We start from the raw sequence: 24,356 nt of genomic DNA, 5'->3' as shown, positions 1-24,356 counted from the left end.
CCATGCGTAAACCCGCAATCCTGTTGATAGCCGCACTGGCTGTCACTGCTTGCGGGGGCGAAGCCACGCCCTCGAACCCGTCCGGTTCCGCGGCCGCCCCCACCGCCACCGCCGCCAAACCCCTGGCCGGCGTCAAGATCGAGGTCGCCGCCAAGTGGACCGGCGAGGAGCAGGCCAACTTCGAGCAGGTGCTGGCCGCCTTCACGGCCAAGACCGGCGCCGAGGTCGTGTACGCCGGCACCGGCGAGGACACCGGCGCCTACCTGGGCCCGCGGATCGAGGCCAAGACCCCGCCGGACGTGGCCATCCTGCCGCAGCCCGGCCTGGTCCAGCAGTACGCCGACATGAACGCGCTCAAGCCGCTGGGCGAGAACGTGCGCAAGCAGATCGACGAGAACTACACGCCGTACTGGAAGGAGCTGGGCTCGGCCGGCGGCCAAGTCTACGGCGTGCTGGTGAAGGCCGCCCACAAGTCGCTCATCTGGTACCGCACCGCCGCCTTCGAGGACGCCGGCGCTGCCGAGGCGAGCACCTGGGATGACCTGATCGGCAAGACCGCGCAGACGCTGGCCGACGCGGGCACCCCGCCGTTCTCGCTCTGCGGCGCCTCCGGCTGGACGCTCACCGACCTGTTCGAGAACGTCTACCTGTCCAGCGCGGGCCCGGCGAACTACGACAAGCTGGCCAAACACCAGCTGCCGTGGACCGACCCCTCGGTCACCACCGCGCTGCAGAAGATGGCGCAGATCTTCGGCAAGCAGGACTTCGTGCTCGGCGGCGCGTCCGGCGCGCTGCAGACCGACTTCCCGACCTGCGTCACCCAGGTGTATGGCGAGAAGAAGGCCGCCATGGTGATCGAGGCCGACTTCGTCGCCTCCGCCGCCGCCCAGTCCGGCGCGACCATCGGCGAGGACGCCAAGATCATGCCGTTCCCGACGGTGGGGGACACCACGCCGGTGGTGCTCGGCGGCGACATCGCGGTGGCGCTGAAGGACTCCGAGGGCGCGATGGCGCTGCTGGAGTTCCTGGCCTCCAAAGAGGGCGGCGAGATCTGGGCCAAGCTGCCCGGCTACCTGTCGCCGAACCGGAACGTCTCCCCGGACAACTACCCGAGCGAGCTGACCCGCCAGCTGGCCCAGACGATCATCTCGGCCGGTGAGGCGGTCCGCTACGACATGTCCGACCTGGCCCCCAGTGCCTTCGGCGGCACCGACGGCAAGGGCGAGTGGAAGCACCTCCAGGACTTCCTCCGCGACCCGGCCGACATCAAGGGCGTCCAGGACAGGCTCGAAGCCGACGCCGCCAAGACGTACAAGGAGTAAGGCCGTGGCCGCCCCCCGAGCCCGCCTGGGGCCCTCTCCGGCGATGGCGTGGGTCTTCCTGGCACCCGCCGTGCTCCTGCTGGCCGCGTGGATGGTCTACCCGATCGTCTACTCGATCTCCAGGAGCGTGCACGACGCGAGCGGGAACGCCTTCGTCGGCCTGGCCAACTACGGCGCGATCTTCAGCGATCCTGCCACCCTCGTCACGATCCGCAACAACATCATCTGGGTGGTGGTCGCGCCGCTGGTGGTGACCGTGCTCGGGCTGATCTTCGCGGTGCTGACCGAGCGGATCCGCTGGGCGACCGCGTTCAAACTCGTCCTGTTCATGCCGATGGCCGTCTCGCTGCTGGCCGCCGGCGTCATCTTCCGCCTGGTCTACGAGCAGGACCCGGACAAGGGCGTCGCCAACGCGATCATCACGACCGTGCAGGGCGTCTTCTCCGGCGACCAGGGTTACCCGGGGGCCCGCCCCCGGGAGAACGACGCGGCGCCCGCGGCGCTGCGCGAGGGTGCGGTCGTGACCAAGCAGCAGGTCCAGCCCGGGACGCCGGCGCTGATCCCGCTGGTCGGGCTGAGCCCCGACGCGGTCGCCGGCTTCACCGCCGCGCGGCCCGCCGCCGCCGGCCCCGGGCTCTCCGGGACGATCTGGATCGATACCGTCCGCGGGGGCGGCGGCACGGTCGGCGCGATCGACCCGCAGGAGCGGGGCCTGGCGGGGGTGACCGTCGAGGCGGTGGAAGGCGACACGGTCCGCGCTGCCACGCGGACCGAGGCGGACGGCAGCTTCCGGTTCGACGAGCTGACCTCGGGCTCGTACCTGCTGCGCCTGCCTCAGTCGAATTTCACCGCCTCCTCGACCGGGGTGACCTGGCTGGGCCCGGCGTTGATCACCCCGGCGATCATCGGCGCGTACGTCTGGGTCTGGGCGGGTTTCGCGATGGTGCTGATCGCCGCCGGGCTCTCGGCCATCCCCAGGGACGCGCTGGAGGCCGCCAGGATCGACGGAGCCACCGAATGGCAGGTGTTCCGCAAGATCACCGTGCCGCTGCTGTCACCGGTCCTGCTGGTCGTCTTCGTCACGATGATCATCAACGTGCTGAAGGTCTTCGACCTGGTCTTCATCATCGCGCCCGGCTCGGTGCAGCCCGACGCCAACGTGGTCGCGCTGGAGATGTGGCGGGTCTCCTTCGGCGGCGGCGGCAACCAGGGCATGGGCAGCGCGCTGGCCATCTTCCTGCTGCTGCTGGTGCTGCCGTTCATGGCCTTCAACATCCGCAGGTTCCGGAGGGACGAACGATGAGCGACGCGACCTTCCAGCGCGGCCCGGCCCGGCTGATCGACCGGTTCGGCGGCGGCGTGCTCCAGGTCCTGCTGATCCTGGTGGCGATCTTCTGGCTGGTGCCGACCCTCGGGCTGCTGGTGGTCTCGCTGCGGGCCGAGGCGGACAACAACTCCTCCGGCTGGTGGACGCTGTTCGCCAAACCGGCGCAGCTGACCCTGGAGAACTACGGCAACCTGCTCGCCTCCGGGTTCAGCTCGTCGTTCTGGAACACGGTGCTGATCACCGTGCCGGCCACGCTGCTGGTGATCGGGATCGCGGCGATGGCGGCGTACGCGTTCGCCTGGATCGAGTTCCCCGGGCGGGACGCGCTGTTCCTGGTGGTCATCGCGCTGCTGGTGGTGCCGGTGCAGATCGCGCTCATCCCGATCGCGAAGCTGTACGGCGCGGTGGGGATCTTCGGCTCGATCGCCGGCGTGGTGCTGTTCCACGTGGCGTTCGGGCTGCCGTTCGCCATCTTCCTGCTCCGCAACTTCTTCGCGGGCATCCCGCGGGAGCTGCTGGAGGCGTCCCGGATGGACGGGGCGCCGGAATGGCGGATCTTCGCGACCGTGGTCTTCCCGCTGGCCAAGCCGGCGATCGCGTCGCTGGGCATCTTCCAGTTCCTGTGGGTCTGGAACGACCTGCTGGTGGCCCTGGTGTACGCCGACACGGAGAACCAGCCGATGACGAAGGCACTGCAATCGCAGATGCGGCAGTTCGGGACGAACATCGACATCCTCGCGCCTGGCGCGTTCCTGTCGCTGATCATCCCGCTGGTGCTGTTCTTCGCCTTCCAGCGGTACTTCGTGCAGGGTCTGCTGGCCGGTTCGGGGAAGTAGGCCGGAAATGTACGACATCGTGCGGCGGATTCGTCCGCGCGATGTCGTACCCGGTCGATAGGCTCCGCGACCATGACAGCACGTCCCTTACCCGAGATCATGGAACCCGGCTGGGCCACGGCCCTGGAGCCCGTCGCCGGGCGGATAGCCGCGATGGGCGATTTCCTGCGGCAGGAGATCGCCGAAGGCCGGCAGTACCTGCCGTCAGGACCGAACGTGCTCCGCGCGTTCCAGCAGCCGCTGGCCGACGTGCGGGTGCTGATCGTCGGGCAGGATCCCTACCCGACGCCGGGTCACCCGGTCGGCCTGAGTTTCTCGGTCGCCGCCGACGTCCGCCCGGTGCCGGGCAGCCTGCGCAACATCTTCACCGAGTACACGGCCGACCTCGGCCTGCCCACCCCCTCCAACGGGGATCTCACCCCGTGGACCGAGCAGGGCGTGCTGCTGCTCAACCGGGTGCTCACGGTGATGCCGGGCAAGCCCGCCTCGCACCGCGGCAAGGGCTGGGAGGAGGTCACCGAGCAGGCCATCCACGCGCTGGTCGAGCGCGGCGGCCCGCTGGTCGCCGTGCTGTGGGGCCGGGACGCCCGCAACCTGCGGCCGATGCTGGGCCAGGTGCCGTGCATCGAGTCGGCGCACCCGAGCCCGCTGTCGGCCCGCAGCGGCTTCTTCGGCTCCCGCCCGTTCAGCCGCGCCAACGCCCTGCTGACCGAGCAGGGCGGGTCCGCGGTCGAGTGGAAGCTCCCCTAGGATCACCACCATGAGCGATGCAACGGACACCGGACGCTATCTGCGGTTGACGGTAGATCTTGTCGTAGAGGTCACGGACGTGGCCGCCCTCCAGGCCGCGGCGCTGAAGGAGATCCGTCACCCCGAAGCCGATCTGGACGCCGCTGAGCGCCAGGAGCAGATTGAGCTGGTCAACGGCGATGAGACCGGTGCGGCGGCCCTGCAGTGGCTGATCGAGCCGGACCACGTGCTCAGCCTCGTCGACCACATCGACGAGGTCGAGCCCCGGGAGGCGATGCTCGGCGTCGAGCCTTCCGACGGGACCCTTGAGGACGACGACGAGGACGACCCCCACGATCACGACCACGACCACGACCACTGATTCGCCAGGCACCGGGGCGGCCCGTTCCAGGGCCGCCCCGTTGTCATGCGACGGTCATGCGACGGTCATGCGACGTGGTCGGCCGGGTCCGGGGTGGGGTCTTGCTCGATGGCCGCCGCGCCCACCATGATGGGGTGCCCTTCTCCGCCGGGCCCCGGTGCCAGCTCGACCACGTCGGCGACGACGCAGGTGATGTTGTCGGGCCCGCCGCCCCGGTTGGCGAGGTCCACGAGCGTGCGCGCGACGGTGTCGAGGTCGGCTACGGAGGTGAGGATCTCGTGCATCGTGTCCGGCGACACCACGGCGGGCAGGCCGTCCGAGCAGAGCAGGTAACGGTCGCCCGAGTAGGCGCCGCGGGTGGACATGTCGGGATTCACATTGCCGGTGCTCTCCAGCGCCCGCATCAGCATCGAGCGCCGGGGATGCTCGGCCGCCTGCTCCGGCGTCATCCGGCCGTCGTCCACCAGCGACTGCACCAGGGTGTGGTCATGGGTGATCTGGTACAGCACGCCGTCGCGGAGCATGTAGCCGCGCGAGTCGCCGACGTGGGCGAGCGCGAAGCCGCTGCCGTTCCACAGCATGGCGGTCAGCGTGGTGCCCATGCCGTTCATGGCCGGATCGGCCTCGGCCATGCTCTTCAGCGTCTGGGCGGCGGTGTGCACCGCGGCCTCCAGCGCGGCCACCGGATCCCCGTCCATGGGGAGGCCGGACAGCACCCGGATCGCGGTGGCGCCGGCGACCGCGCCGTGCGGGTGGCCGCCCATTCCGTCGGCGATGGCGAGCAGCCGTCCGCTCGCGTAGGCCGAGTCCTCGTTCTTCACGCGGCGCTGGCCGACATCGGATCGGGCGGCGTACCGGAGTCCCAGCGTGCTGTGTTCCATGTGCACAGTAAAACATTGGTTGAAGCACTTCACAAGTAGACGTGTCGTGTAGAGTGATGACGTGACTTACGTGAACGCTGGCGACATCGCCCGGCTGGCCGATGTCGGCCGGGCCGCGGTGAGCAACTGGCGTCGCCGTCATGACGACTTCCCGCAGCCGGTCGGCGGAACCACCGCGAGCCCGCTGTTCTCGCTGTCCGAGGTGGCGGCGTGGCTGCGCCGCAACGGCAAGCCCTACGAGGTGTCGCCGGGGGATCTGGCCTGGCAGCGGCTGCGCGCCGCCGGAGAGGACCTGCGCCTCGGGGAGCTGGTGGCCGCGGCCGGCGACTTCCTGGAAGGGCGCCCGTCCGGGCTGAAAGCCGGGGTCACCGCGCTTCTCACCGAACTGGCCGAGGAGCGGGGGGCGCGGGACGCGTTCGAGTTCCTCTGCGAGCGCTACGTCGACGCGCACTCCCGCCAGCTGGCGGTCACCCCGGCCGACCTGGCCGAGCTGATGACCCGGCTGTCCGGCGGCGGCACCCTGCTCGACCCGGCCTGCGGGATCGGGACGCTGCTGCTGGGCGCGAAGACCGCGATCGGGCAGGAACTGTCCGGTTCCTCGGCCAGGATCGCCCAGATCCGGCTGCGGATGCGCGGCGTGGACGGCCGCGTGGTGGCGGGGGATTCGCTCCGCCAGGACGGCTTCCCCGCCGAGCGCGCCGACGCCGTCGTCTGCGACCCGCCGTTCAACGAGCGCGCCTGGGGCCACGACGAGCTGGCCGGGGACCCGCGCTGGGAATACGGCCTGCCGCCGCGCGGCGAACCCGAGCTGGCCTGGGTCCAGCACTGCCTGGCCCGGGTCCGGCCCGGCGGCACCGTGGTGATCCTGATGCCGCCCGCCGCGGCCACCCGCCGTCCCGGCCGCAGGATCAGGGCCAACCTGCTCCGCGGCGGCGCGCTGCGGGCCGTGATCGCGCTCGGCGGCGCGGACCTGTGGCTGCTGCGCCGCCCGGAGAGCGGGGAGCGCCCGCCCGCGCAGGTGCTGATGTTCAACGGCGACGTGGCCGGCGCCTGGCCCGCCTGGCTGGAGTTCCAGCGTGACCCGCAGGGGGTCCGCATCATCGACCTGCTCGACGACGAGGTGGACGTCAGCCCGCTCCGCTTCGACCAGAAGGGCACGCCCGCCGAGTTCGTCGCCGTCCAGGCGGAGTTCCGGGCCACCGCGAGCACGCTGACCGGCCCGGGGCTCGACGTGCTGGACCAGCCCAGGGACCTGAACATGACCACGGTCGGCGAGCTGGCCAAGGCCGGGCTGCTGGCCGTGCACCACTCGGCGCTGAAGCCGGGCGAGGTGGCCGAGCAGGGCGACGTGCCGGTGCTGTCCGGCGACGACGTGCTGCTGGGCGGGGTCGCGTCCGGGTGGACGGGATCGGCGGCCGGGCAGATCGTGGTCGAGCCGGGGGACGTGGTCACCACGCCCGCCGGGGTGGTCCGGGTGATCGCGGAGGGCGGCGCGGTGCTGGGGCCGCAGCTCACCCTCTACCGGCTGGACCAGGACCGGCTGGACGCCGACTTCCTGGCCGGTTTCCTGCGGGCGGGCGGCGGGCTCAGCCGGGGGACCAGCCGCCTGGACGCGCGCCGCACCCGGGTGCCCCGCCTCTCGCTGCCGGAGCAGAGGCCCTATGGCGCGGCCTTCCGGCGGCTGGCGGAGCTGGACGACGCGCTGCGGGCCACCACGCGGCGGGGAGAACGGCTGATCCGGCTGGCCTTGGACGGCCTCGCCAGCGGACATCTCCTCTAAAGTAGCCGCATGGTCATCGCTGACCGATACGAGCTTGACGACCTCCCCCTCGGTCAGGGTGGCATGGGGGCCGTCTACGGCGGTCACGACAAACATCTCGACCGCAAGGTCGCGGTCAAGTTCCTCCGCCTGCCCGGCGGCCCCGACGAGGAGCTGGAGCGCCGTTTCATCCGGGAGGCGCGCATCCTGGCCCGGCTGGAACATCCGGGCGCCCCCGTCCTGTACGACTTCGGCACCCACGAGCAGCGCCTCTTCCAGGTGATGCAGTTCATCGACGGCGTCACCGTGGCCGACGTGGTCAGCGAGCACGGCCCGCTCCCGGTGGCCTGGGCGGCCGCCATCGGCGCGCAGGCGTGCGCCGTGCTGTCGGCCGCGCACGCGCTCTCCATCTGCCACCGCGACCTCAAGCCGACCAACCTGATGCTCTGCCCGGACGGCACGGTCAAGGTCCTCGACTTCGGCCTGGCCATCCTGCGCGAGGCCGACGGCGCCCAGTTCACCCGGATCGGCCAGATCCTCGGCACCCCCGCGTACATGGCCCCCGAGCAGATCAAGCGCGGCGTCGCCGGACCCCGCAGCGACCTGTACGCGCTGGGCTGCGTCCTGCACGAGATGCTCACCGGACGCCAGCTGTTCACCGGCCCCACCGACTACGTCGTCTTCGAACGTCAGGTCAAGGAACTCCCGCCGCGCGTCCCCGGCATCCCCGACGAGCTGGCCGAACTCATCGTCGCCCTGCTGGAGAAGGACCCCGACCGCCGCCCCGCCGACGCCGACACCCTCTACCAGCTGCTCCAGACCTTCGCCGTGGACCTGCCCGCCCTGCCGGGCTTCCTGGACCCGGTCCCGGCGCCCGGCCGCATGTACGCCAGGGTGGTCGGACGTGTCCCGGGTTAATACAGTCCTCCGGTGACCCCTGACCGGCTCGGCGCGCTCCTCGGCTCACCCCCCACCCCGGTGGGCTCGTGGGCGGACGCCGCACGCTACACCTCACCCGCCCTGCTCCGCGCCGAAGCCGAGGTGGAGGGCCTGCGCGCGGTGGACGGAATCACTTGCGTGGAGATCCAGCCGAACGGCCTGCTCCTGCTGACCGTCACGCTGCCCGGCGAGCACGTGGTGGAGCTGGAGGAACTGCCCCACCTGGCCTCCTGCACCTGGCCGGAAGGCCCGCAGACCTGGGACAATCCCGGATTTGTCGTAAAATATGCGTACGCGCGCGCGGTCGGTGTCGCCCGCTGGGCCGCCCGGCTGGACATCCCGATGACGGGCTTCCGGCCGGAACTGCTCGACGGCCCCGAGGACCGGGCGGTGCTGCGGACCCTGGCCGAACTGCCGAGCCGCCGGGTCAGCCGGGATCCCCGCTGGGCGGCGTTCGCGGAACATCTGGCCGGGGCCTACCACGACGCCCACGAACGGGCCCCGGCGACGCCGGTCGGGGACGAGCCCCCGGGAGAACTGCACACCGCTCGGCTGTGGCTGGCGCGGGCGGTCAGGATCGTGCTGGCCGCCGTCTCCGCCGAGGTCCCGCCCGACCGGATGTGACGGTCTCGGCAGATGGGCAACCGTCTCATCCGGCCCGGGGAGTCCGATAACCTCGTTCGGGTGAGTCGATTCGCCCATCCCGCCGGTGACAGGCACGCCGAGGTGCTGCCTGAAGAACGCCCGCCGCACGCGCCCGCCGACCTGAACGCCCTCAACCCGGCGATCTGGCCGCGAACGTCGGAGCGAATCGACGGCACGATCACGATCGGCGGCATGGACGTCCGCGACCTGGCCACCGAGTTCGGCACCCCGCTGTACGTGCTGGACGAGGAGGACTTCCGGTCCCGCTGCCGCGACTTCCGCGCCGCCTTCCACGACGGCGAGGTGCACTACGCGGCCAAGGCGTTCCTGTGCCGCGAGGCGGCCCGCTGGATCATGCAGGAGGGCCTCGGCCTGGACGTGTGCAGCGCCGGCGAGCTCGCCGTGGCGCTCAGCGTCGGCTTCCCGCCCGAGCGCGTCACCATGCACGGCAACAACAAGTCCCCGGCCGAGCTGGAGCGCGCCGTCGTCGCCGGCATCGGGCACATCGTGGTCGACTCCTACGAGGAGATCGCCAGGCTCGGCTACTACGCCGACAAGCACGGGACCCGCCCCAAGGTGATGATCCGCGTCACGGTCGGCGTGGAGGCGCACACCCACGAGTTCATCGCCACCGCCCACGACGACCAGAAGTTCGGCCTCTCACTGAGCAGCGGCGCGGCGGCCGAGGCGGTCCGCCGGGTGCTCGCGCTGCCCTCGCTGGAACTGGTCGGCCTGCACTCGCACATCGGTTCCCAGATCAGCGACACCGCCGGTTTCGAGGTGGCCGCCCGGCGGCTGGCCGGGCTGCTCGTCCAGATCCGCGACGAGCACGGCGTGGTGCTGCCCGAACTCGACCTGGGCGGCGGCTACGGGATTCCGTACCTGGAGGGTGACGACGCCCCCGACATCAAGCTGATCGCGGAGAGCCTGCGCGAGATCGTCGCGCACGTCTGCGCCTCCCGCGGGCTGCCGGTGCCCCGGCTCACCGTCGAACCGGGCCGCTCGATCGCCGGCCTGGCCGGGATCACCCTCTACGAGGTGGGCACGGTCAAGGACGTGGACGGCCTGCGCTGCTACGTCAGCGTGGACGGCGGCATGAGCGACAACATCCGCACCGCGCTGTACGGCGCCGACTACACCGCCCGCCTGGCCTCCCGGTCCAGCGAGGCGGGCCCGATGCTGTCCCGCCTGGTCGGCAAGCACTGCGAGAGCGGCGACATGGTGATCCGCGACCTCTACTTCCCGGCCGACCTGGCCCCCGGCGACCTGGTCGCCGTCGCGGGCACCGGGGCGTACTGCCGCTCGCTGGCCAGCAACTACAACTACCTGCCCAAGCCCGCGGTGGTCGCGGTGTCCGGTGGCACGGCCCGCGTGATCGTCCTGCGCGAGACCGAGGACGACTTGCTTAGGGGGCAGTTGTGAGCAAACCATTGAAAGTCGCCTTGCTCGGGTGTGGCGTGGTCGGTTCCCAGGTGGTCCGGCTGCTCACCGAGCAGGCCGACGACCTGGCCGCCCGGGTGGGAGCGCCGCTGGAGCTGGCCGGGGTCGCCGTGCGCAAGCTCGCCCGCAAACGGGACGCGCAGGTCCCGCCTGAGCTGCTCACCACCGACGCGCACGCCCTGGTCACCCGGGACGACGTGGACATCGTGGTGGAGGTGATCGGCGGCATCGAGCCGGCCAGGTCGCTCATCCTGGCCGCGATGGCCGGCGGCAAGTCGGTCGTCACCGCCAACAAGGCGCTGCTGGCCGAGGACGGCGCGACCGTGCACGCCGCCAACCGGGCCGACCTCTACTTCGAGGCCGCGGTGGCGGGGGCGATCCCGCTGATCCGGCCGCTGCGCGAGTCGCTGGCGGGGGACCGGGTGCACCGGGTGCTCGGCATCGTCAACGGCACCACCAACTACATCCTCGACAAGATGGACTCCTCCGGCGCGTCCTTCACCGACGCACTGGAGGAGGCGCAGTCGCTCGGCTACGCCGAGGCCGACCCGACCGCCGACGTGGAGGGCTTCGACGCCGCCGCCAAGGCCGCCATCCTGGCCGGGATCGCCTTCCACACCCGGGTGACCGCCGCGGACGTGCACCGCGAGGGCATCACCGAGATCTCCGCCTCCGACGTGGCCTCGGCCAAGGCGATGGGCTACGTGATCAAGCTGCTGGCCATCTGCGCGCGCTCGGAGGACGGGCGTTCTGTCGGGGTCCGAGTGCATCCGGCGATGATCCCGAGGTCGCATCCGCTGGCCGGGGTGCGGGAGGCGTACAACGCGGTGTTCGTGGAGGCCGAGTCGGCCGGGCGGCTGATGTTCTACGGCGCGGGCGCGGGCGGCGCGCCGACCGCGTCGGCCGTGCTGGGCGACCTGGTCGCGGTGGGCCGCAACCGGCTGGCCGGGACGCGCGGCCCGACCGAGTCGGTCTACGCCGACCTGGCCGTGCATCCGGTCGGCGAGACCGTCACCCGCTACCACGTGTCGCTGGACGTGGCCGACAAGCCGGGCGTGCTGGCCACGGTGGCCGACGTGTTCGCCCGCCACGACGTGTCCATCCAGACCGTCCGCCAGGAGGGCCGGGGCGATGACGCACAGCTGGTCCTGGTGACCCATCGGGCCACCGACGCGGCGCTCTCCGCCACCGTGGAGGACCTGCGCGAGATGGACATCGTCCGCGCGGTCGCCAGTGTCATGCGGGTGGAGGGCGACGAAGCTCCCTGACCTGTCTGGGAGTTGCCATAGAGATCCGGAATGGTTGGCACGTGCCTTTTCGGTCAGTGGCACACTTATGCGCACGCGAACACCACATTGGGATGGTTCAGTGAGAGTCCTCGGCGTTATCTGCGCGGTCTTAGCCGCGATGGCGTTATCCGTGCCCGCCAGCGCAGAGGCCGCCAAACCCAAGATCACCGTCTCCCTCGGCTTCGACGACGGGGACGCCAGCCACGCCATGGTCGGCTCGCTGCTCAGGCGGTACGGCATGCGCGGAACGTTCTACATCAACAGCGGCGAACTCGGTAAACGCGGCAGCCTCACCGTCCACCAGGTCAAGGTCCTCGCCAAGCAGGGCCACGAGATCGGCGGTCACACCCTGCACCACGTCCGCCTCACCGAGGTGGCCCCGCTGACCGCCCGCAAGGAGATCTGCCAGGACCGCAAGGCGCTGCTCAAGATGGGCTTCAAGGTGCGGACCTTCGCCTATCCGTACGGGTCGGAGAGCACGCCGGTGCACCGGATGGCGGCCTACTGCGGCTACAACGCGGCCCGCACGGTCGGCGGCCTGACCCAGCCCGGCTGCCTGGAGTGCGGCGGCTACGCCGAGCCCCTCCCGCCCCGGGACAAGTTCCGGATCCGCACGCCGGGCTCGGTGCGCGCCGACAACACCCTGGAGGAGATCCAGGAGGAGGTCCTCGCCGCCGAGGGGAAGGGCTACGGCCTGCTCCCGCTGGTCTTCCACCGGATCTGCGCGGCAGACGAGGGCTGCGGCGAGTACTCGGTCACCCCGGAACTGCTGGAGGAGTTCCTGGCCTGGCTGAAGACCCGCGAGTCGCACGGCACGGTGGTCCGCCCGCTGGCCGACGTGATCGGCGGGAAGGTCAGGCCCGTCCCCGGAAGGTGAGCCTGCGCAGCACCCGGGCGGCCCGGCCTCGCAGGGTGGGCCGCCGCCCCAGCCGGGTGGCGGTCACCCGCCATTCCTCGGCCTTGGTCTGCCACCGGACGGCGTCCCTCTCGCCCTTGCCGGCGGCCCGCCGCAGCCGCAGGTTCTCGGTCCTGACCTCGTCCACCCGGGCCTTCAGCTTGGTCACGTTCCGTTCGGCGTTCTCGGCGCGCTCGCGCCACTGCGCGGCGGCCCTGTTCCGGTTGCCGAGCAGGCGCGGGTAGGCCACGCCGGGCGCGAGCAGCCCGAACTCGGGCCCGTCGTGCCAGGTGACGTCGAACAGCTTGGCGATCACGTCGTCCGGGTCCTCGCCCCGGTCGGCCAGGTGCCGGGCTCTGGCCACGGCCGAGGTGCGCTCCAGCCGGGCGGCCAGCACCTCGCCGTCCCGCTCCTCAAGGGCCAGGTTGAGCACCCCGCTCTCGTGCAGCTCGGCGTGCTTGATCAGCCGGTCCAGCGTCTCCGGGCCGACCGACCAGCCGGGCGGGCAGCTGAACCGGAACGGCGCGGGGGCCGCGGTGGCGGGCTCGTCCTCGACCAGCCGCACCCGGCCGTCCTCGCGGTAGCCGGCCTCCAGCAGCCGCAGGTCCAGCAGCGGTTCGTCGAGCGGCCTGCGGCGCTCCCCGGTCAGCGCCCGCCACGGCGCGCGCACCGCCACCCGCACGTCGGGCAGGGTGCTGGCCAGCGCGCTGTCCACGGTCGCCCGCACGTCCTGGTGGCGCGCGCCGCGCGCGTCCACGCTCACCTCCACGTACGGCACCCGCCACTGCCTGCCGGGATCGGTGCGCAGCCAGCGCCGGTACGGGATCCGGTTGGCGATGAACGGCGCGTTGAAGGCGCGCACCTCGTCCAGCCGCCGCATCGCGGTGGTCTGCCCGAGATGCCAGCAGCGGGCTGCCCGCTCCGGCACGAACACCGCGCCCGCCTGGGTGAGCCGGTAGCCGAGTTCGGTGTCCTCGCCCAGCACCAGCTCGGTGTCCATGCCGCCGGCCGCCCGCAGCAGCGCCGCCGGCACCGAGGCCGTGCCGCCCACGTGGGCGCGGTACAGCACCGAACTGGGCGCGGCGCGCAGCCCGTCGTGCCGGTCGACGATGTCCTGGAGCCACTGGTGCGACTGGTCCGGGTCGGCCGTGAACAGGGTTTCGGTCTCGTCGGCCCTGACCCGGGTGTACACGTCCACGGGGGACGGCAGCCCGGCCGAGATGTCGGTGAACTCGGGCCAGCCGGTGACGACCAGGTAGTCGGCCAGGTGGTGCCAGCGGGCGTGCGCCTCGACGTGGTGGCGGTGCGGGACCAGGTCGGCGTCCATGGTGAGGATGACGTCGCCGTCGGCGGTGTCGTACCCGGTCTGGCAGGCCCACGCCCGCCCCCAGCCGCCGGGGGCGCTGGACACGATCCGGGTTCTGGCCGGGGCCAGCGACGGGGGCAGGATCGGGTTCGGGCCGCCGTCGTCCACGACCACCACGTCGAGCAGCTGGGCCGGGTAGGTCTGGGCGGCCAGTGCGGCCAGGGTCAGGTCCAGCTGGTCCTGCCCGCCGTACGCCGGGATGACCACGCTGACCCGCAGCGAAGGACGCCACCCGCCCAGCTCGGGCGGGGTGAGGGCGCCGAAGTCGTTGCGCCGGAGCCGCGGCCTCACGCCAGCTCCATCAGCGCGTTCGGGCGGAAACCGCGCCACTGGCGTTTGTTCCTGCGCAGGAAGGTGCCGATCGGCTCGCGCCAGGTGTGCTCGGCGGCCGGGCCGCGGCGCAGGATGTAGCCGAGGCCGTGGCCCCGGTAGAGCTGGCCGCCGGCCGCCTGGACGGCGTGCTGGAACTGGGTGTCCACCGAGCGGCGCAGCGGCCGGAACCCGCCGACCGCGTCGAAGGCGGCCCGGGTGGTCAGGATGGTGCCGCCGGCGATGAAGTTGCTGACCTGCTCGGTCACCTGCTCGTGGTGGACGGTGACGTCGATCGAGGACAGGTAGACGAACTCCGGCGAGGTGCCGGTGACCTCGGCGCCGGAGTAGGCGTGCGCGAGCAGCAGGTCGGCCAGGAACTCGGGGCCGTACCAGTCGTCGTCGTCCATTTTGAGCAGGTGGGTGCCGGAGGCGCGGGCGGCGGCCTGGTTGAGCACGTCGCCGAAGATCAGGCCGGGTTCGGCCTGGAAGACCTGGAGCGGCCGGTCGAAGGCGGCGATGGCGGCGGCCACGCAGGGCTGGTCGCGGGAGAACCCGTGCAGGGCGAGCACGACCTCGGTGTTCACCCGGCGCTGGCGGGCCGCCTGCTCCAGGGCGAAACCCACCATCTCCGGCCGCCGGGTGGCCAGCAGGATGGACGTGCTGGGGGTCTGCGCGGCGGACGCGCCGAGCTGGCCGTAACGGCCGTGCACGCCGTGGGCGCGCAGGGCCCGCCGCCGGACCAGGATGCTGAGCTCCTCGCGGCGCAGGTCGTCGGCGAGGTCGGCGTCGGTGATCCCGGCCAGCAGCCGGCTCAGTTCGGGGCCGAGGGCCGCCGCCCAGACGGGGATCGGGCCGGTCACCAGGGGCACTCCTGCGGCGGCCAGCGAGGCGATCACCCGGACCGCGGTGAGCGGTCCTGTGTGCCCGCGCCGCCAGTCGACGCGCAGGCCGCGCAGCCGCCGCAGCAGCGCCACGTCGGCGTCGGTGACCGCGCCGGAGGCGGGGAGGCGGGCGAGCACGCCGCCGTCCAGGACGACCGTCCAGCGGCCGTCCCTGGTCACCAGGTCGGCCAGGCCCTGGGTGGGCACGCTGACGAATCCGGCCGGGTTGACCGAGCGGTCGTCCACTGGGGGGAGCATGGCGATGTCGGTGATGGTCGCGCCGAGCAGCGCGGCCCCGCCGGGCCGTCCGATCCGTTCCCAGGTCAGCGACTCGGGGAGCGGCCGGTCCAGGGGGATCTCCGCGCCGTCCCAGCCCGCCGCGGGCGCGCCGGTGCGGACCACCAGGTCCCCGGCGGGCGCGCCGATCCTGATCGGCAGCGGGCCTGCCACGCCGGCGATGGCGGCGTTCGGGTCGCCGGGACGCCAGTGCGCCGAGCCGGCCCCCGCCAGCACCGGGACCGGCGCGGCGGTGGCCTCCAGGCGGTTGCCGGCGAACGCGCGCGCCACGGCGGCGACCGTGCGCCCGGCCGGGATCGGGGTCGAGAAGGTGGCGTCCACCCGCCAGGAGTTCGCCTTCGGGCGGCTGACCCGCAGCTCGGTCAGTCGCCGCCAGCGGTGCGCGGGGGTCAGCGACGGCGCGGGGGCGGGGCAGCCGGGGGGGACCTGCTCGACCACGACGGTGACCCGCTCGGTCTCCGGCAGCGCGGAGTGCACGGTGGCGGCTCTGCGCAGGTCGGTGGCGGTCCTGGCGATCACCAGGACTTCGGGCGCGGTGCCTTCGTCGGCGACCAGTTCGGCCGTGTCCAGGTCGACGATCCCGGGGCCGAGCAGGGCCGGTGATTCGACGCCGATCGTGTAGACGCGGGCCTGCCGCTCCCGCGCCGCCGTGACGATCTGCTGCGTACTCATCGGCTCGTCCTCAACCAGTTCCGGCGGGGCGGTACGGCGGCCTGTTCTGCGGCCAGGCGTTCCGCTTCGGCCTTCCAGCGCGCCGCCTCGGCCTCGTGGCGGCCGGCTTCCGCGCGCCAGCGGGCCACTTCGGCGCGGAGTTTGGCGGGGACGCCGGTGAGCGGGTCGGCCAGGTCGGGGGTGGTGATCCCGACCTCGCCGCCGTCCAGCCAGGCGCTGCCGAACAGCTCGTCCACCACGTCGTCGGCTTCCTCGTCCGGGTAGAGCGACGCCCGGCCGTAGGCGGCGGTACGTTCCAGCCGGACCGCCGTGACGCCCGCGGCGGTCTCGGTGAGGGCGGCGCTGACCAGGCCCAGCTGGTCCTGGTCGGCGAATTTGATCAGGCGCGCCAGGGTGTCGGCGCCGAGCACCCACCCGGCCGGGCAGCGCAGCCGCCAGGGCGCGGGGGTGGCCGTCGGCGGCACCGACTCGGCCAGGGTGACGCGGGGCTCGGCCGCGTACAGGTTGGACACCAGGCGGTGCTCCAGCAGCGGCTCGTCCAGTGACCTGCGGCGTTCGCCGGTCAGCTTCGACCACGGACCGAGGACGACGACGGCGGTGTCGGCCACGGTGCCGGCCAGGGCGGCGTCCACGCTGGCCCGGGTCTGCTCGTACGAGGCCCCCGCCGAATCCACCACGATCTGCGCGAACGGCACCGCCCACTGCCGCCGCGGATGGGCCCGCAGCCACCGCAACAACGGGATGACGCTGCCGAGCAGGCTCCAGTTGTGCCGGTGCACGTCCTTCTCCCGGCGCAACACCGTGGAAAGCCCGATATGCCAGCTCAACGCCTGATCCGGCACGAAAACCGCCCCGGCCTGCGCCAGCCGATACCCCAGCTCGGTGTCCTCACCCATGTTGAGCGAGGTGTCCACACCCCCGGCCCGTTCCAGCAGCCGCGCCGGCACCGACGTGGTCGCCCCGGAATGCAGCAGATACGCCCGCTGCCCCGCGTCTCGCAGCTGCCGCGTCTCGGCCAGGATCTTCGCCGAATATTCGTGCGGGCGCACACTCTCCGCCGGGAAGAGCAGACCCGCGTTCCCGTCCCGGACCGCCGTGGCCACCTCCGCCGGAGACGGCGGCGCCTTCTCGGCGTCGGTGAACTGGATCACGCCGTGCACCACCAGGTGGTCAGCCAGGTGATGCCACCGCATGTGCGACTCGAGGTGGTCGCGATAGAGGATCATGTCCGAGTCGAGCCAGTGCAGCACGTCGCCGCGCGCCGCCGACGCCCCCGTCTGGCGGGCCCAGCCGCGCCCCCACCGGCCCTCCGGCACCCGCACCACCCGGGTACGCGCCGGAGCCAGCGCCGGCACGGTCACCGCGGGCGTGCTCCCGTCGTCCGCGATCACCACGTCCAGCAGCGCCGCCGGGTAGGTCTGCGCGGTCAGCGCGGCCAGCGTCCGGTCCAGCGCGTCCTGGCACTGGTAGGCCGGGATGACCACGGTCACCGACAGCCGCGGCTGCCACTCCCCGATCGCGGGCGGAACCAGGACGCCGTAGTCGTTGTGCCTGATCCGGGCGGTCAATGAGTCACTCGGTCCATCAGGGACGCCATCGCCTCGGTGCGCCGCCGGATCTCCTGCAGTTCGGCCTCGATCTCGCGCCGGACGAACATCGCGTTCACCCGGTCCTCGCCCAGCGACGCCAGCACCGCGCGCAGATCCTCGTCATGCTGCACGGCGGCCTCGGCCAGCGCGGGGGAGATGCTGTCCAGCTTGGCGGTGAGCGCGGCCAGCCCGGCGGCGATCTCGGTCAGCTGCCGCTCCTCGCGTTTGACCCGCGCGTCGATGCGCAGCACCTTGCCGTCCAGCCGCCGCAGGTTGAGCACCAGGAAGGCGAGCCCGGCGAGCACCGCGGCCAGCCCGGCCAGCGTCAGCGCCTCAACCGGCTCGACCACGCCGACGATCACGAGCAGAGCCAGGACGGCGATCGCGACCGTGCCGACCCCGGCACCCATGATGGCCAGTCGGCGGGGTGTCGGCATGAGTAAACCTCCGTGTCAGCCGCCCGGAGGAATAGGGCGGACCAGGTGCGGGCCGGGGATGCATAAAGCCTAGTAGAAGTGACTGCCTGAATTGTGGGAGATGTTCCTGAGAGATCCCAAAGAGGTGCTTCGATCGGGCGTCAGGGTGACTGCCGTATGTGGGCAAGTCGATCACGAAGTGGCTGCTTATCCGATATGTCCCCCGTGGGGGATGTTGCGTGCCGTACTCCATGAGTCGCTTCGATGACCTGAGTGAGTGGTTCCTCCGCCAATGCGACGAGCCGGGCCCGGCTCACCGCCTCGGTGCGTTCCAGCGCCGCCATCCGGCCGTTCGGCAGGCGCATGTAGAGCAGCCCCGTCCGGTCGGCTGTCATGATCTTGGTCAGGCGTTCGAGCGTGTCCGGGGCCAGCGGCGTGTCCACCGGCCCGGTGTAGCGGAACGGCACCGGGAAGGCCGTCGGCGGCACCTGGTCGGCCAGCCGGACCCGCGGATCATCCTGGAACCCCGCCGCGAGCAGCTCCAGCTCCGTGGCGGGCTCCTCCGACCGCCCGTGCGGCAGGCTCGACCACGGCGCCACCAGCGTGACCACGACATCCGGCACCGAGCCGTTCAGCGCCGCCTCGATCGCCTCCCTGGCCACCAGCTCACCGGCCCGCCCCACATCCAGCACCACCTCGATGTACGGCACCCGCCAGCCCCGCCCGCGCTCCTTGCGCAACTCCCGCCGCAGCGGCACCCGATGCGCCAGATAGGGCTCCACCGCCCGGATCGTCGCCTCCCGATCCCGCCGCTGCGCCGGAATCCCCAGATGTACGGCCTTCGCCGCCAAATCCGGCACGAACACCGCCCCAGCCTGGGCCAATCGATAGGCGAACTCGGTGTCCTCCCCCCGATGCACCTCGGCGTCAAATCCCCCCGCGCTCTGATAAAACGCCCGATGCAGCGACATCGTGGGCCCCGTGCACACGTGATAGGGATTGCGGCTTTTACGCATCCCGTCAAGTCGCTTGATCGTCTTCTCGGTGCTGCTCGGCATCGCCCCGGTCAGATCGATCAGCTCCGCCAGCGTGCCGGCGCCGACCGCCGCGTGCACCTGTTCCGGCGTGAGCGGCGGCTCCGGCACGAACACCTTCCCGCCGATGGTGACCAGGTAATCGGTGAGATGGTGCCACCGCAGCAGCACCTCCAGATGCTCCCGATACGGCACCATGTCGGCGTCCAGCCGCTGGATGACCGCGCCCTCGGCGACCGCGACCCCCGCGTTCAGCGCGTGCGCGGGACCCCAGCCGTCCGGGCTCGTCCGGATCACCCGGCAGCGCTCGGGCCGGAGCTCCGGCAGGCGCAGCGGCGGCTCGCTGCCGTCGTCCACGACGATGACCTCGGTCAGTCCCGGCGGGTAGCTCTGCGCCGCCAGCGCGGCCAGCGCCAGATCCAGGCGGTGCTGCCCGCCATAGGCCGGCACGATCACACTTACTGCCAGCGACGGCGTCCACTCTCCGGGCTCCGCCGGAGTGAGCGGAGCGTAGTCGTTGTGGCGGATCCTCGGCCGGGCGGCGTTGCCCGTCACAGTCGCGCTCCTCACGTCTCGCACGAGTGGTGAAATTTCGCGTCGTGAACTCTAGTGAAACACTCTGAGTGTTCGATGGGAGAGCTAGCCCCCAATGACCGGCCAATTTTTGCCGACATATCCCATCAATTGGACAGCGCATCCCGCGCCTTGGGCAGTTGGCCCTACACTCGACTCCCAATAGCGCAGGTAGAAGGAGTAATCATGGCCAGGGCATCCAGGGCATGGCGTGGTCTCATCGAGGAGTACCGTGACCGGCTTCCCGTGAGCACGGACACGCCCGTGGTGACGCTGCTGGAGGGCGGCACGCCGCTGGTTCCTGCGCACCGGGTGTCCGAGCTGGTCGGCTGCGAGGTCCACCTGAAGGTCGAGGGGCTCAACCCGACCGGCAGCTTCAAGGACCGGGGCATGACCATGGCCATCAGCAAGGCCGTGGAGGAGGGCGCGCAGGCGGTCATCTGCGCGTCCACGGGGAACACCTCCGCGTCCGCGGCCGCGTACGCGACCAGGGCCGGGCTGACCTGCGCCGTGCTGGTGCCGCGCGGCAAGATCGCGATGGGCAAGCTGGCCCAGGCGCTGGTGCACGGGGCGAAACTGCTGCAGGTCGAGGGCTCCTTCGACGACTGCCTGGAGATGACCAAGAAGCTGGCCGAGAACTACCCGATCGCGCTGGTGAACTCGGTCAATCCGTACCGGTTGCAGGGGCAGAAGACGGCCGCGTTCGAGATCGTGGACGCGCTCGGCGACGCGCCCGACGTGCACTGCATCCCGGTGGGGAACGCGGGCAACATCTCGGCGTACTGGATGGGGTATCAGGAGTACGCGGCGGACGGCATCGCGAGCCGGCGCCCCCGGATGCTGGGGTTCCAGGCGAGCGGGGCCGCGCCCATCGTCAACGGCGCGCCGGTGACCCACCCGCACACCATCGCCACCGCGATCCGGATCGGCAACCCCGCCTCCTGGCGGCTGGCCACCGCGGCCAGGGACGAGTCGGGCGGCGACATCCAGGCCGTCACCGACCGGCAGATCGCGGCGGCGTACAAGCTGCTCGCGCAGGGGGAGGGCGTGTTCGTCGAGCTGGCCTCGGCGGCCAGCGTCGCCGGGCTGCTCCAGGCACACGAGCAGGGCCTGATCAACCCGGGTGAGCGGATCGTCTGCACGGTCACCGGCAACGGCCTGAAGGACCCGGACTGGGCGATCTCGGGCGCGCCGACCCCGGTCACCATTCCGATCGACGCGTACGCGGCGGCGGCCGCACTGGAACTCGCCTGACGGGAGAGGCATGACGGAGAGCGTTCTGGTGCGGGTACCCGCCACCAGCGCCAATCTGGGGCCCGGGTTCGACTCGCTGGGTCTCGCGCTAGATCTGCACGACGACGTCGAGGTCGAGCTCACGGGGGACGATGTCCAGATCGACATCGACGGTCACGGGGCGGGGGAGGTGGACCCCGGCGAAGGCCACCTGATCATCGCCACCATGCGGCGGACCTTCGACCTGCTCGGCGCCGACCAGCCCAAGGGCATCAGGCTGCGCTGCCGCAACCGCATCCCGCACGCCCGCGGCCTGGGCTCGTCCTCGGCCGCGATCGTGGCGGGCGTGCTCGCGGCGCGCGCGTTCAGCGACGCGCCCGGATTCGGCGACGTCCAGGTCCTGGAACTCGCCGCCCGGATCGAGGGCCACCCCGACAACGTCGCACCCTGCCTGTACGGCGGCTTCACCATCGCCTACACCGAAGCCGGCACATCCCGCGCGGTCACCCTGCCGGTGCACGAGAAGGTCAGGCCGGTCGCCCTGATCCCGGATTTCCGGCTCTCCACCGAGGCCGCCCGGGGCCTGCTCCCGGCCACGATCCCGCACGCCGAGGCCGCCGCGAACAGCGGAAACGCCGCGCTGCTGGTGCATGCGCTGACCCAGCGCCCGGACCTGCTGATGATCGCCACAGAAGATCATCTGCACCAGAGCTATCGCGCGCCTGCCATGCCGCGCACCGCCGAACTGGTACAACGGCTCCGGTCGGCCGGGGTGCCCGCGGTCGTCTCGGGGGCGGGCCCGACGATTCTTGCGTTTTCCGGTGGATCCGCGCAGGATTCGATCGCGTCAGAAGTGGGTACTGACTGGCACATCCAGCCGCTGAACGTCGATCCAGCCGGTGCGTACGTTCAGTTTCCTGAGACACGCTGATGCCTCTTCGACCTTCAGGGAATAGCTGTGTGCGCTGGTGATGTTAGGCTGATAGCCGCACCAGGTGCCCCCGTGTTGGGTGCGTGCTTGTCATTCGCACATCTCCGCACTTCGCCTAGCCGAAGTAGCGGTGATTTCCCAGAATCTGCCTCCTCCAGTCGCTCACGCGGTCAGAGGCGGTGCATTCGGAGACATGCGCGTTCGAACCACCTCGACATCTGGTCGGTGGTGGCAATCCGGGGGGATTCCCCCCGGGCCTCTACCGCTCGTGAATCTCGGTACCCAGAGGGATCCATACATGAGGTTCGCGAAGCCCGACCCGGTCTGTCCCGCCGGGTCGCACCACCGGGACGCCTGGACGAACAAGCCCGGCGCCCGACCCCTGGGAAGGACCATTAGTTGAGCGACACCACCGAACTCCTCGCCGACGCAGCCGCCGGCGACGCCCCCACCGCCGCCGCGGCGCGCTCGCCGCGTCGTCGCTCCGGCACCGGCCTGTCCGCCATGGTGCTGCCCGAGCTGCAGGCCATGGCCTCCGGCCTCGGTATCAGCGGGACCGGCCGGATGCGCAAGAGCCAGCTCATCGCGGCCATCCAGGAGAAGCAGGGGGGATCCGCGGCCGCCGTGGAGGCCAAGCCCGCGGAAGCCGCGCCCGTTGAGCGCCCCACCCGTGCCCGTCGGGAACGTTCCCGGGCCGCCGCGGCTCCGGAGCAGCCCGCGCTGCCCGTCCAGGCCGCCGAGTCGCGCCCGGAACCGGAGCCCGCCGCCGTGGAGCGCGTGGACAGCGCTCCGGCGATCCAGTCCCAGCCCGCCGCGCAGTCCGTCGCCAACTCCGCCGCGCAGTCCGCGCCGGAACCGCAGGCCGCCGCCCAGGGCGACGTCACGCACAGCGACACCCGGGACAGCCGTGGCGACCGGATGAACGACCGCCGCGAGCGCCGGGGGCGCAACGACCGCGGGGAGCGCGGCGACCGCCGTGACCGTGGTGACCGCACCGACCGGGGCGACCGTACCGATCGCACCGACCGGACTGACCGCACGGATCGCACGGACCGGACCGAGCGCACGGACCGGACCGAGCGCACGGACCGGACCGAGCGCGTCGAGCGGGTGGACCGGAGTGACCAGCGCGCGGCCGACCTCGGCGACAGCCGGGGCCGCGACCGCCAGGACAACCGGCCGGACACACGGTCGGACGCTCGGTCGGATGCCCGGTCGGACAACCGGCAGGGTGACCGCCAGAACGACCGCCAGGGCCCGCCCGGCCAGGACGACGACCCGCGCGGTCGCCGGGGCCGGTTCAGGGAGCGCAACCGGCGTGGCCGGGACCGCTTCGGGGAGAGCAACGAGCCCGTGGTCAGCGAGGACGACGTCCTCATCCCGATCGCTGGCATCCTCGACATCCTGGACAACTACGCCTTCGTCCGGACCAGCGGCTACCTGCCCGGCTCGAACGACGTCTACGTCTCGCTCGCCCAGATCCGCCGCAACGGCCTGCGCAAGGGCGACGTCATCACCGGCGCCGTCCGGCAGCCCCGCGACGGCGAGCGCCGGGAGAAGTTCAACGCGCTGGTCCGCCTGGACACGGTCAACGGCATGGAGCCGGACCAGGCCAGGCAGCGCCCCGACTTCAACAAGCTCACCCCGCTGTACCCGCAGGAGCGGCTCCGCCTGGAGACCGAGCACAACATCATGACCACCCGGATCATCGACATGGTCTCGCCGATCGGCAAGGGCCAGCGTGGTCTGATCGTCTCGCCGCCCAAGGCGGGCAAGACGATGGTGCTGCAGGCGATCGCCAACGCGATCACCCGCAACAGCCCCGAGTGCCACCTGATGGTCGTGCTGGTGGACGAGCGTCCAGAAGAGGTCACCGACATGCAGCGGTCGGTGAAGGGCGAGGTCATCCACTCCACCTTCGACCGTCCGGCCGAGGACCACACCACGGTCGCCGAGCTCGCCATCGAGCGCGCCAAGCGCCTGGTCGAGCTGGGCCACGACGTGGTCGTGCTGCTCGACTCGATCACCCGGCTGGGCCGCGCCTACAACCTGGCCGCCCCGGCGTCCGGGCGCATCCTGTCCGGCGGTGTCGACTCGACCGCGCTCTACCCGCCGAAGCGGTTCTTCGGCGCGGCGCGCAACATCGAGAACGGCGGCTCGCTGACGATCCTCGCCACCGCGCTGGTGGAGACCGGCTCCAAGATGGACGAGGTCATCTTCGAGGAGTTCAAGGGCACCGGCAACATGGAGCTCAAGCTCAGCCGCTCGCTCGCCGACAAGCGCATCTTCCCGGCCGTGGACGTGGACTCCTCCAGCACGCGTAAGGAAGAGATCCTGCTCGGCAAGGAGGAACTCCAGGTCGTCTGGAAGCTCCGCCGGGTGCTGCACGCGCTCGACATGCAGCAGGCGCTGGAACTCCTCCTGGAGAAGATGAAGGAGACCAAGTCCAACGCCGAGTTCCTGATGCAGGTCCAGAAGACCACCGTCAGCAACGACCGCGACTAGCTCGTCAGAACGACGCCCCGGGTGCTTCCGCCCGGGGCGTTTTTCGTTTTGGTACGGCCCTGGCAAACGGTTGCCAGAACGATTGCCACGGCCGCGCCCTGGG

General features: G+C 71.5%; 20 protein-coding genes. 14 read left to right on the top strand and 6 right to left on the bottom strand.

Annotated elements, in window-relative coordinates; genetic code table 11:
• Positions 1–2 precede the first annotated feature (2 nt).
• The 5 genes from Acor_RS22870 to Acor_RS22850 all read left to right on the top strand — a co-directional run bounded on the left by Acor_RS22870 (position 3) and on the right by Acor_RS22850 (position 4,596).
• Positions 3–1,322, top strand: coding sequence for an ABC transporter substrate-binding protein (locus Acor_RS22870; RefSeq protein WP_155338764.1), 1,320 nt, complete (start codon positions 3–5; stop codon positions 1,320–1,322).
• 4 nt (positions 1,323–1,326) lie between these two features.
• On the top strand, positions 1,327–2,625 hold the full coding sequence (locus Acor_RS22865; RefSeq protein ID WP_422664827.1) for an ABC transporter permease subunit: 1,299 nt from the start codon (positions 1,327–1,329) through the stop codon (positions 2,623–2,625).
• The gene (locus Acor_RS22860; RefSeq protein ID WP_155338763.1) at positions 2,622–3,485 is read left to right on the top strand and encodes a carbohydrate ABC transporter permease; all 864 of its coding nucleotides are present in this window, start codon (positions 2,622–2,624) and stop codon (positions 3,483–3,485) included. Before Acor_RS22865 ends, Acor_RS22860 begins: the two co-directional genes overlap by 4 nt.
• 72 nt (positions 3,486–3,557) lie before the next feature.
• Positions 3,558–4,235: a uracil-DNA glycosylase gene (locus Acor_RS22855; protein WP_155338762.1), complete on the top strand. Its 678-nt coding sequence runs from the start codon at positions 3,558–3,560 to the stop codon at positions 4,233–4,235.
• A 10-nt stretch (positions 4,236–4,245) separates the two neighbouring features.
• Positions 4,246–4,596, top strand: a complete 351-nt coding sequence (locus Acor_RS22850) for a hypothetical protein (RefSeq protein ID WP_155338761.1) — start codon at positions 4,246–4,248, stop codon at positions 4,594–4,596.
• A 65-nt stretch (positions 4,597–4,661) separates the two neighbouring features.
• On the opposite strand, the gene Acor_RS22845 is transcribed toward Acor_RS22850, so the two are convergent.
• On the bottom strand, positions 4,662–5,477 hold the full coding sequence (locus tag Acor_RS22845; RefSeq protein ID WP_155338760.1) for a PP2C family protein-serine/threonine phosphatase: 816 nt from the start codon (positions 5,475–5,477) through the stop codon (positions 4,662–4,664).
• A 61-nt stretch (positions 5,478–5,538) separates the two neighbouring features.
• Between Acor_RS22845 and Acor_RS22840 the strand changes: the two genes are divergently transcribed.
• From Acor_RS22840 to Acor_RS22815, 6 genes are all read left to right on the top strand, one after another.
• A complete protein-coding gene (locus tag Acor_RS22840) occupies positions 5,539–7,257 on the top strand; it encodes an HsdM family class I SAM-dependent methyltransferase (RefSeq protein ID WP_155338759.1) in 1,719 nt (572 codons plus the stop codon).
• Positions 7,258–7,266: 9 nt separating this feature from the next.
• Positions 7,267–8,154: a serine/threonine-protein kinase gene (locus tag Acor_RS22835; RefSeq protein WP_155338758.1), complete on the top strand. Its 888-nt coding sequence runs from the start codon at positions 7,267–7,269 to the stop codon at positions 8,152–8,154.
• A 12-nt stretch (positions 8,155–8,166) separates the two neighbouring features.
• On the top strand, positions 8,167–8,799 hold the full coding sequence (locus Acor_RS22830) for a DALR anticodon-binding domain-containing protein (protein ID WP_155338757.1): 633 nt from the start codon (positions 8,167–8,169) through the stop codon (positions 8,797–8,799).
• Between the two features lie 60 nt (positions 8,800–8,859).
• The gene (gene lysA, locus Acor_RS22825; protein WP_155338756.1) at positions 8,860–10,242 is read left to right on the top strand and encodes a diaminopimelate decarboxylase; all 1,383 of its coding nucleotides are present in this window, start codon (positions 8,860–8,862) and stop codon (positions 10,240–10,242) included.
• On the top strand, positions 10,239–11,528 hold the full coding sequence (locus Acor_RS22820; protein WP_246238987.1) for a homoserine dehydrogenase: 1,290 nt from the start codon (positions 10,239–10,241) through the stop codon (positions 11,526–11,528). Before lysA ends, Acor_RS22820 begins: the two co-directional genes overlap by 4 nt.
• Before the next feature lie 151 nt (positions 11,529–11,679).
• The gene (locus tag Acor_RS22815; protein ID WP_170317042.1) at positions 11,680–12,426 is read left to right on the top strand and encodes a polysaccharide deacetylase family protein; all 747 of its coding nucleotides are present in this window, start codon (positions 11,680–11,682) and stop codon (positions 12,424–12,426) included.
• On the opposite strand, the gene Acor_RS22810 is transcribed toward Acor_RS22815, so the two are convergent.
• From Acor_RS22810 to Acor_RS22790, 5 genes are all read right to left on the bottom strand, one after another.
• Positions 12,404–14,101, bottom strand: a complete 1,698-nt coding sequence (locus tag Acor_RS22810; protein ID WP_155338754.1) for a glycosyltransferase family 2 protein — start codon at positions 14,099–14,101, stop codon at positions 12,404–12,406. The genes Acor_RS22815 and Acor_RS22810 overlap by 23 nt on opposite strands.
• Entirely contained in the window at positions 14,098–15,972 is a 1,875-nt protein-coding gene (locus Acor_RS22805) for a glycosyltransferase (RefSeq protein WP_155338753.1), read from the bottom strand. The genes Acor_RS22810 and Acor_RS22805 overlap by 4 nt, the downstream gene beginning before the upstream one ends.
• A complete protein-coding gene (locus Acor_RS22800; protein WP_155338752.1) occupies positions 15,969–17,540 on the bottom strand; it encodes a glycosyltransferase family 2 protein in 1,572 nt (523 codons plus the stop codon). Before Acor_RS22800 ends, Acor_RS22805 begins: the two co-directional genes overlap by 4 nt.
• Complete coding sequence (locus tag Acor_RS22795) at positions 17,537–17,998, bottom strand: hypothetical protein (protein ID WP_155338751.1); 462 nt, start codon at positions 17,996–17,998, stop codon at positions 17,537–17,539. Before Acor_RS22795 ends, Acor_RS22800 begins: the two co-directional genes overlap by 4 nt.
• A 140-nt stretch (positions 17,999–18,138) precedes the next feature.
• Complete coding sequence (locus Acor_RS22790) at positions 18,139–19,566, bottom strand: glycosyltransferase (protein ID WP_155338750.1); 1,428 nt, start codon at positions 19,564–19,566, stop codon at positions 18,139–18,141.
• A gap of 204 nt (positions 19,567–19,770) precedes the next feature.
• Here Acor_RS22790 and thrC point away from each other — a divergent pair, with 204 nt between their 5' ends.
• The 3 genes from thrC to rho all read left to right on the top strand — a co-directional run bounded on the left by thrC (position 19,771) and on the right by rho (position 24,253).
• A complete protein-coding gene (thrC, locus tag Acor_RS22785) occupies positions 19,771–20,838 on the top strand; it encodes a threonine synthase (RefSeq protein ID WP_155338749.1) in 1,068 nt (355 codons plus the stop codon).
• 10 nt (positions 20,839–20,848) lie between these two features.
• Entirely contained in the window at positions 20,849–21,748 is a 900-nt protein-coding gene (gene thrB, locus Acor_RS22780) for a homoserine kinase (protein ID WP_155338748.1), read from the top strand.
• Positions 21,749–22,147: 399 nt separating this feature from the next.
• The gene (gene rho, locus Acor_RS22775) at positions 22,148–24,253 is read left to right on the top strand and encodes a transcription termination factor Rho (protein ID WP_155338747.1); all 2,106 of its coding nucleotides are present in this window, start codon (positions 22,148–22,150) and stop codon (positions 24,251–24,253) included.
• Positions 24,254–24,356: the final 103 nt, after the last annotated feature.

Source organism: Acrocarpospora corrugata, from assembly GCF_009687845.1.
In the GTDB taxonomy this organism is placed as follows: Bacteria; Actinomycetota; Actinomycetes; order Streptosporangiales; family Streptosporangiaceae; genus Acrocarpospora; species Acrocarpospora corrugata.
This window is presented reverse-complemented; position numbering and strand designations above follow the sequence as displayed.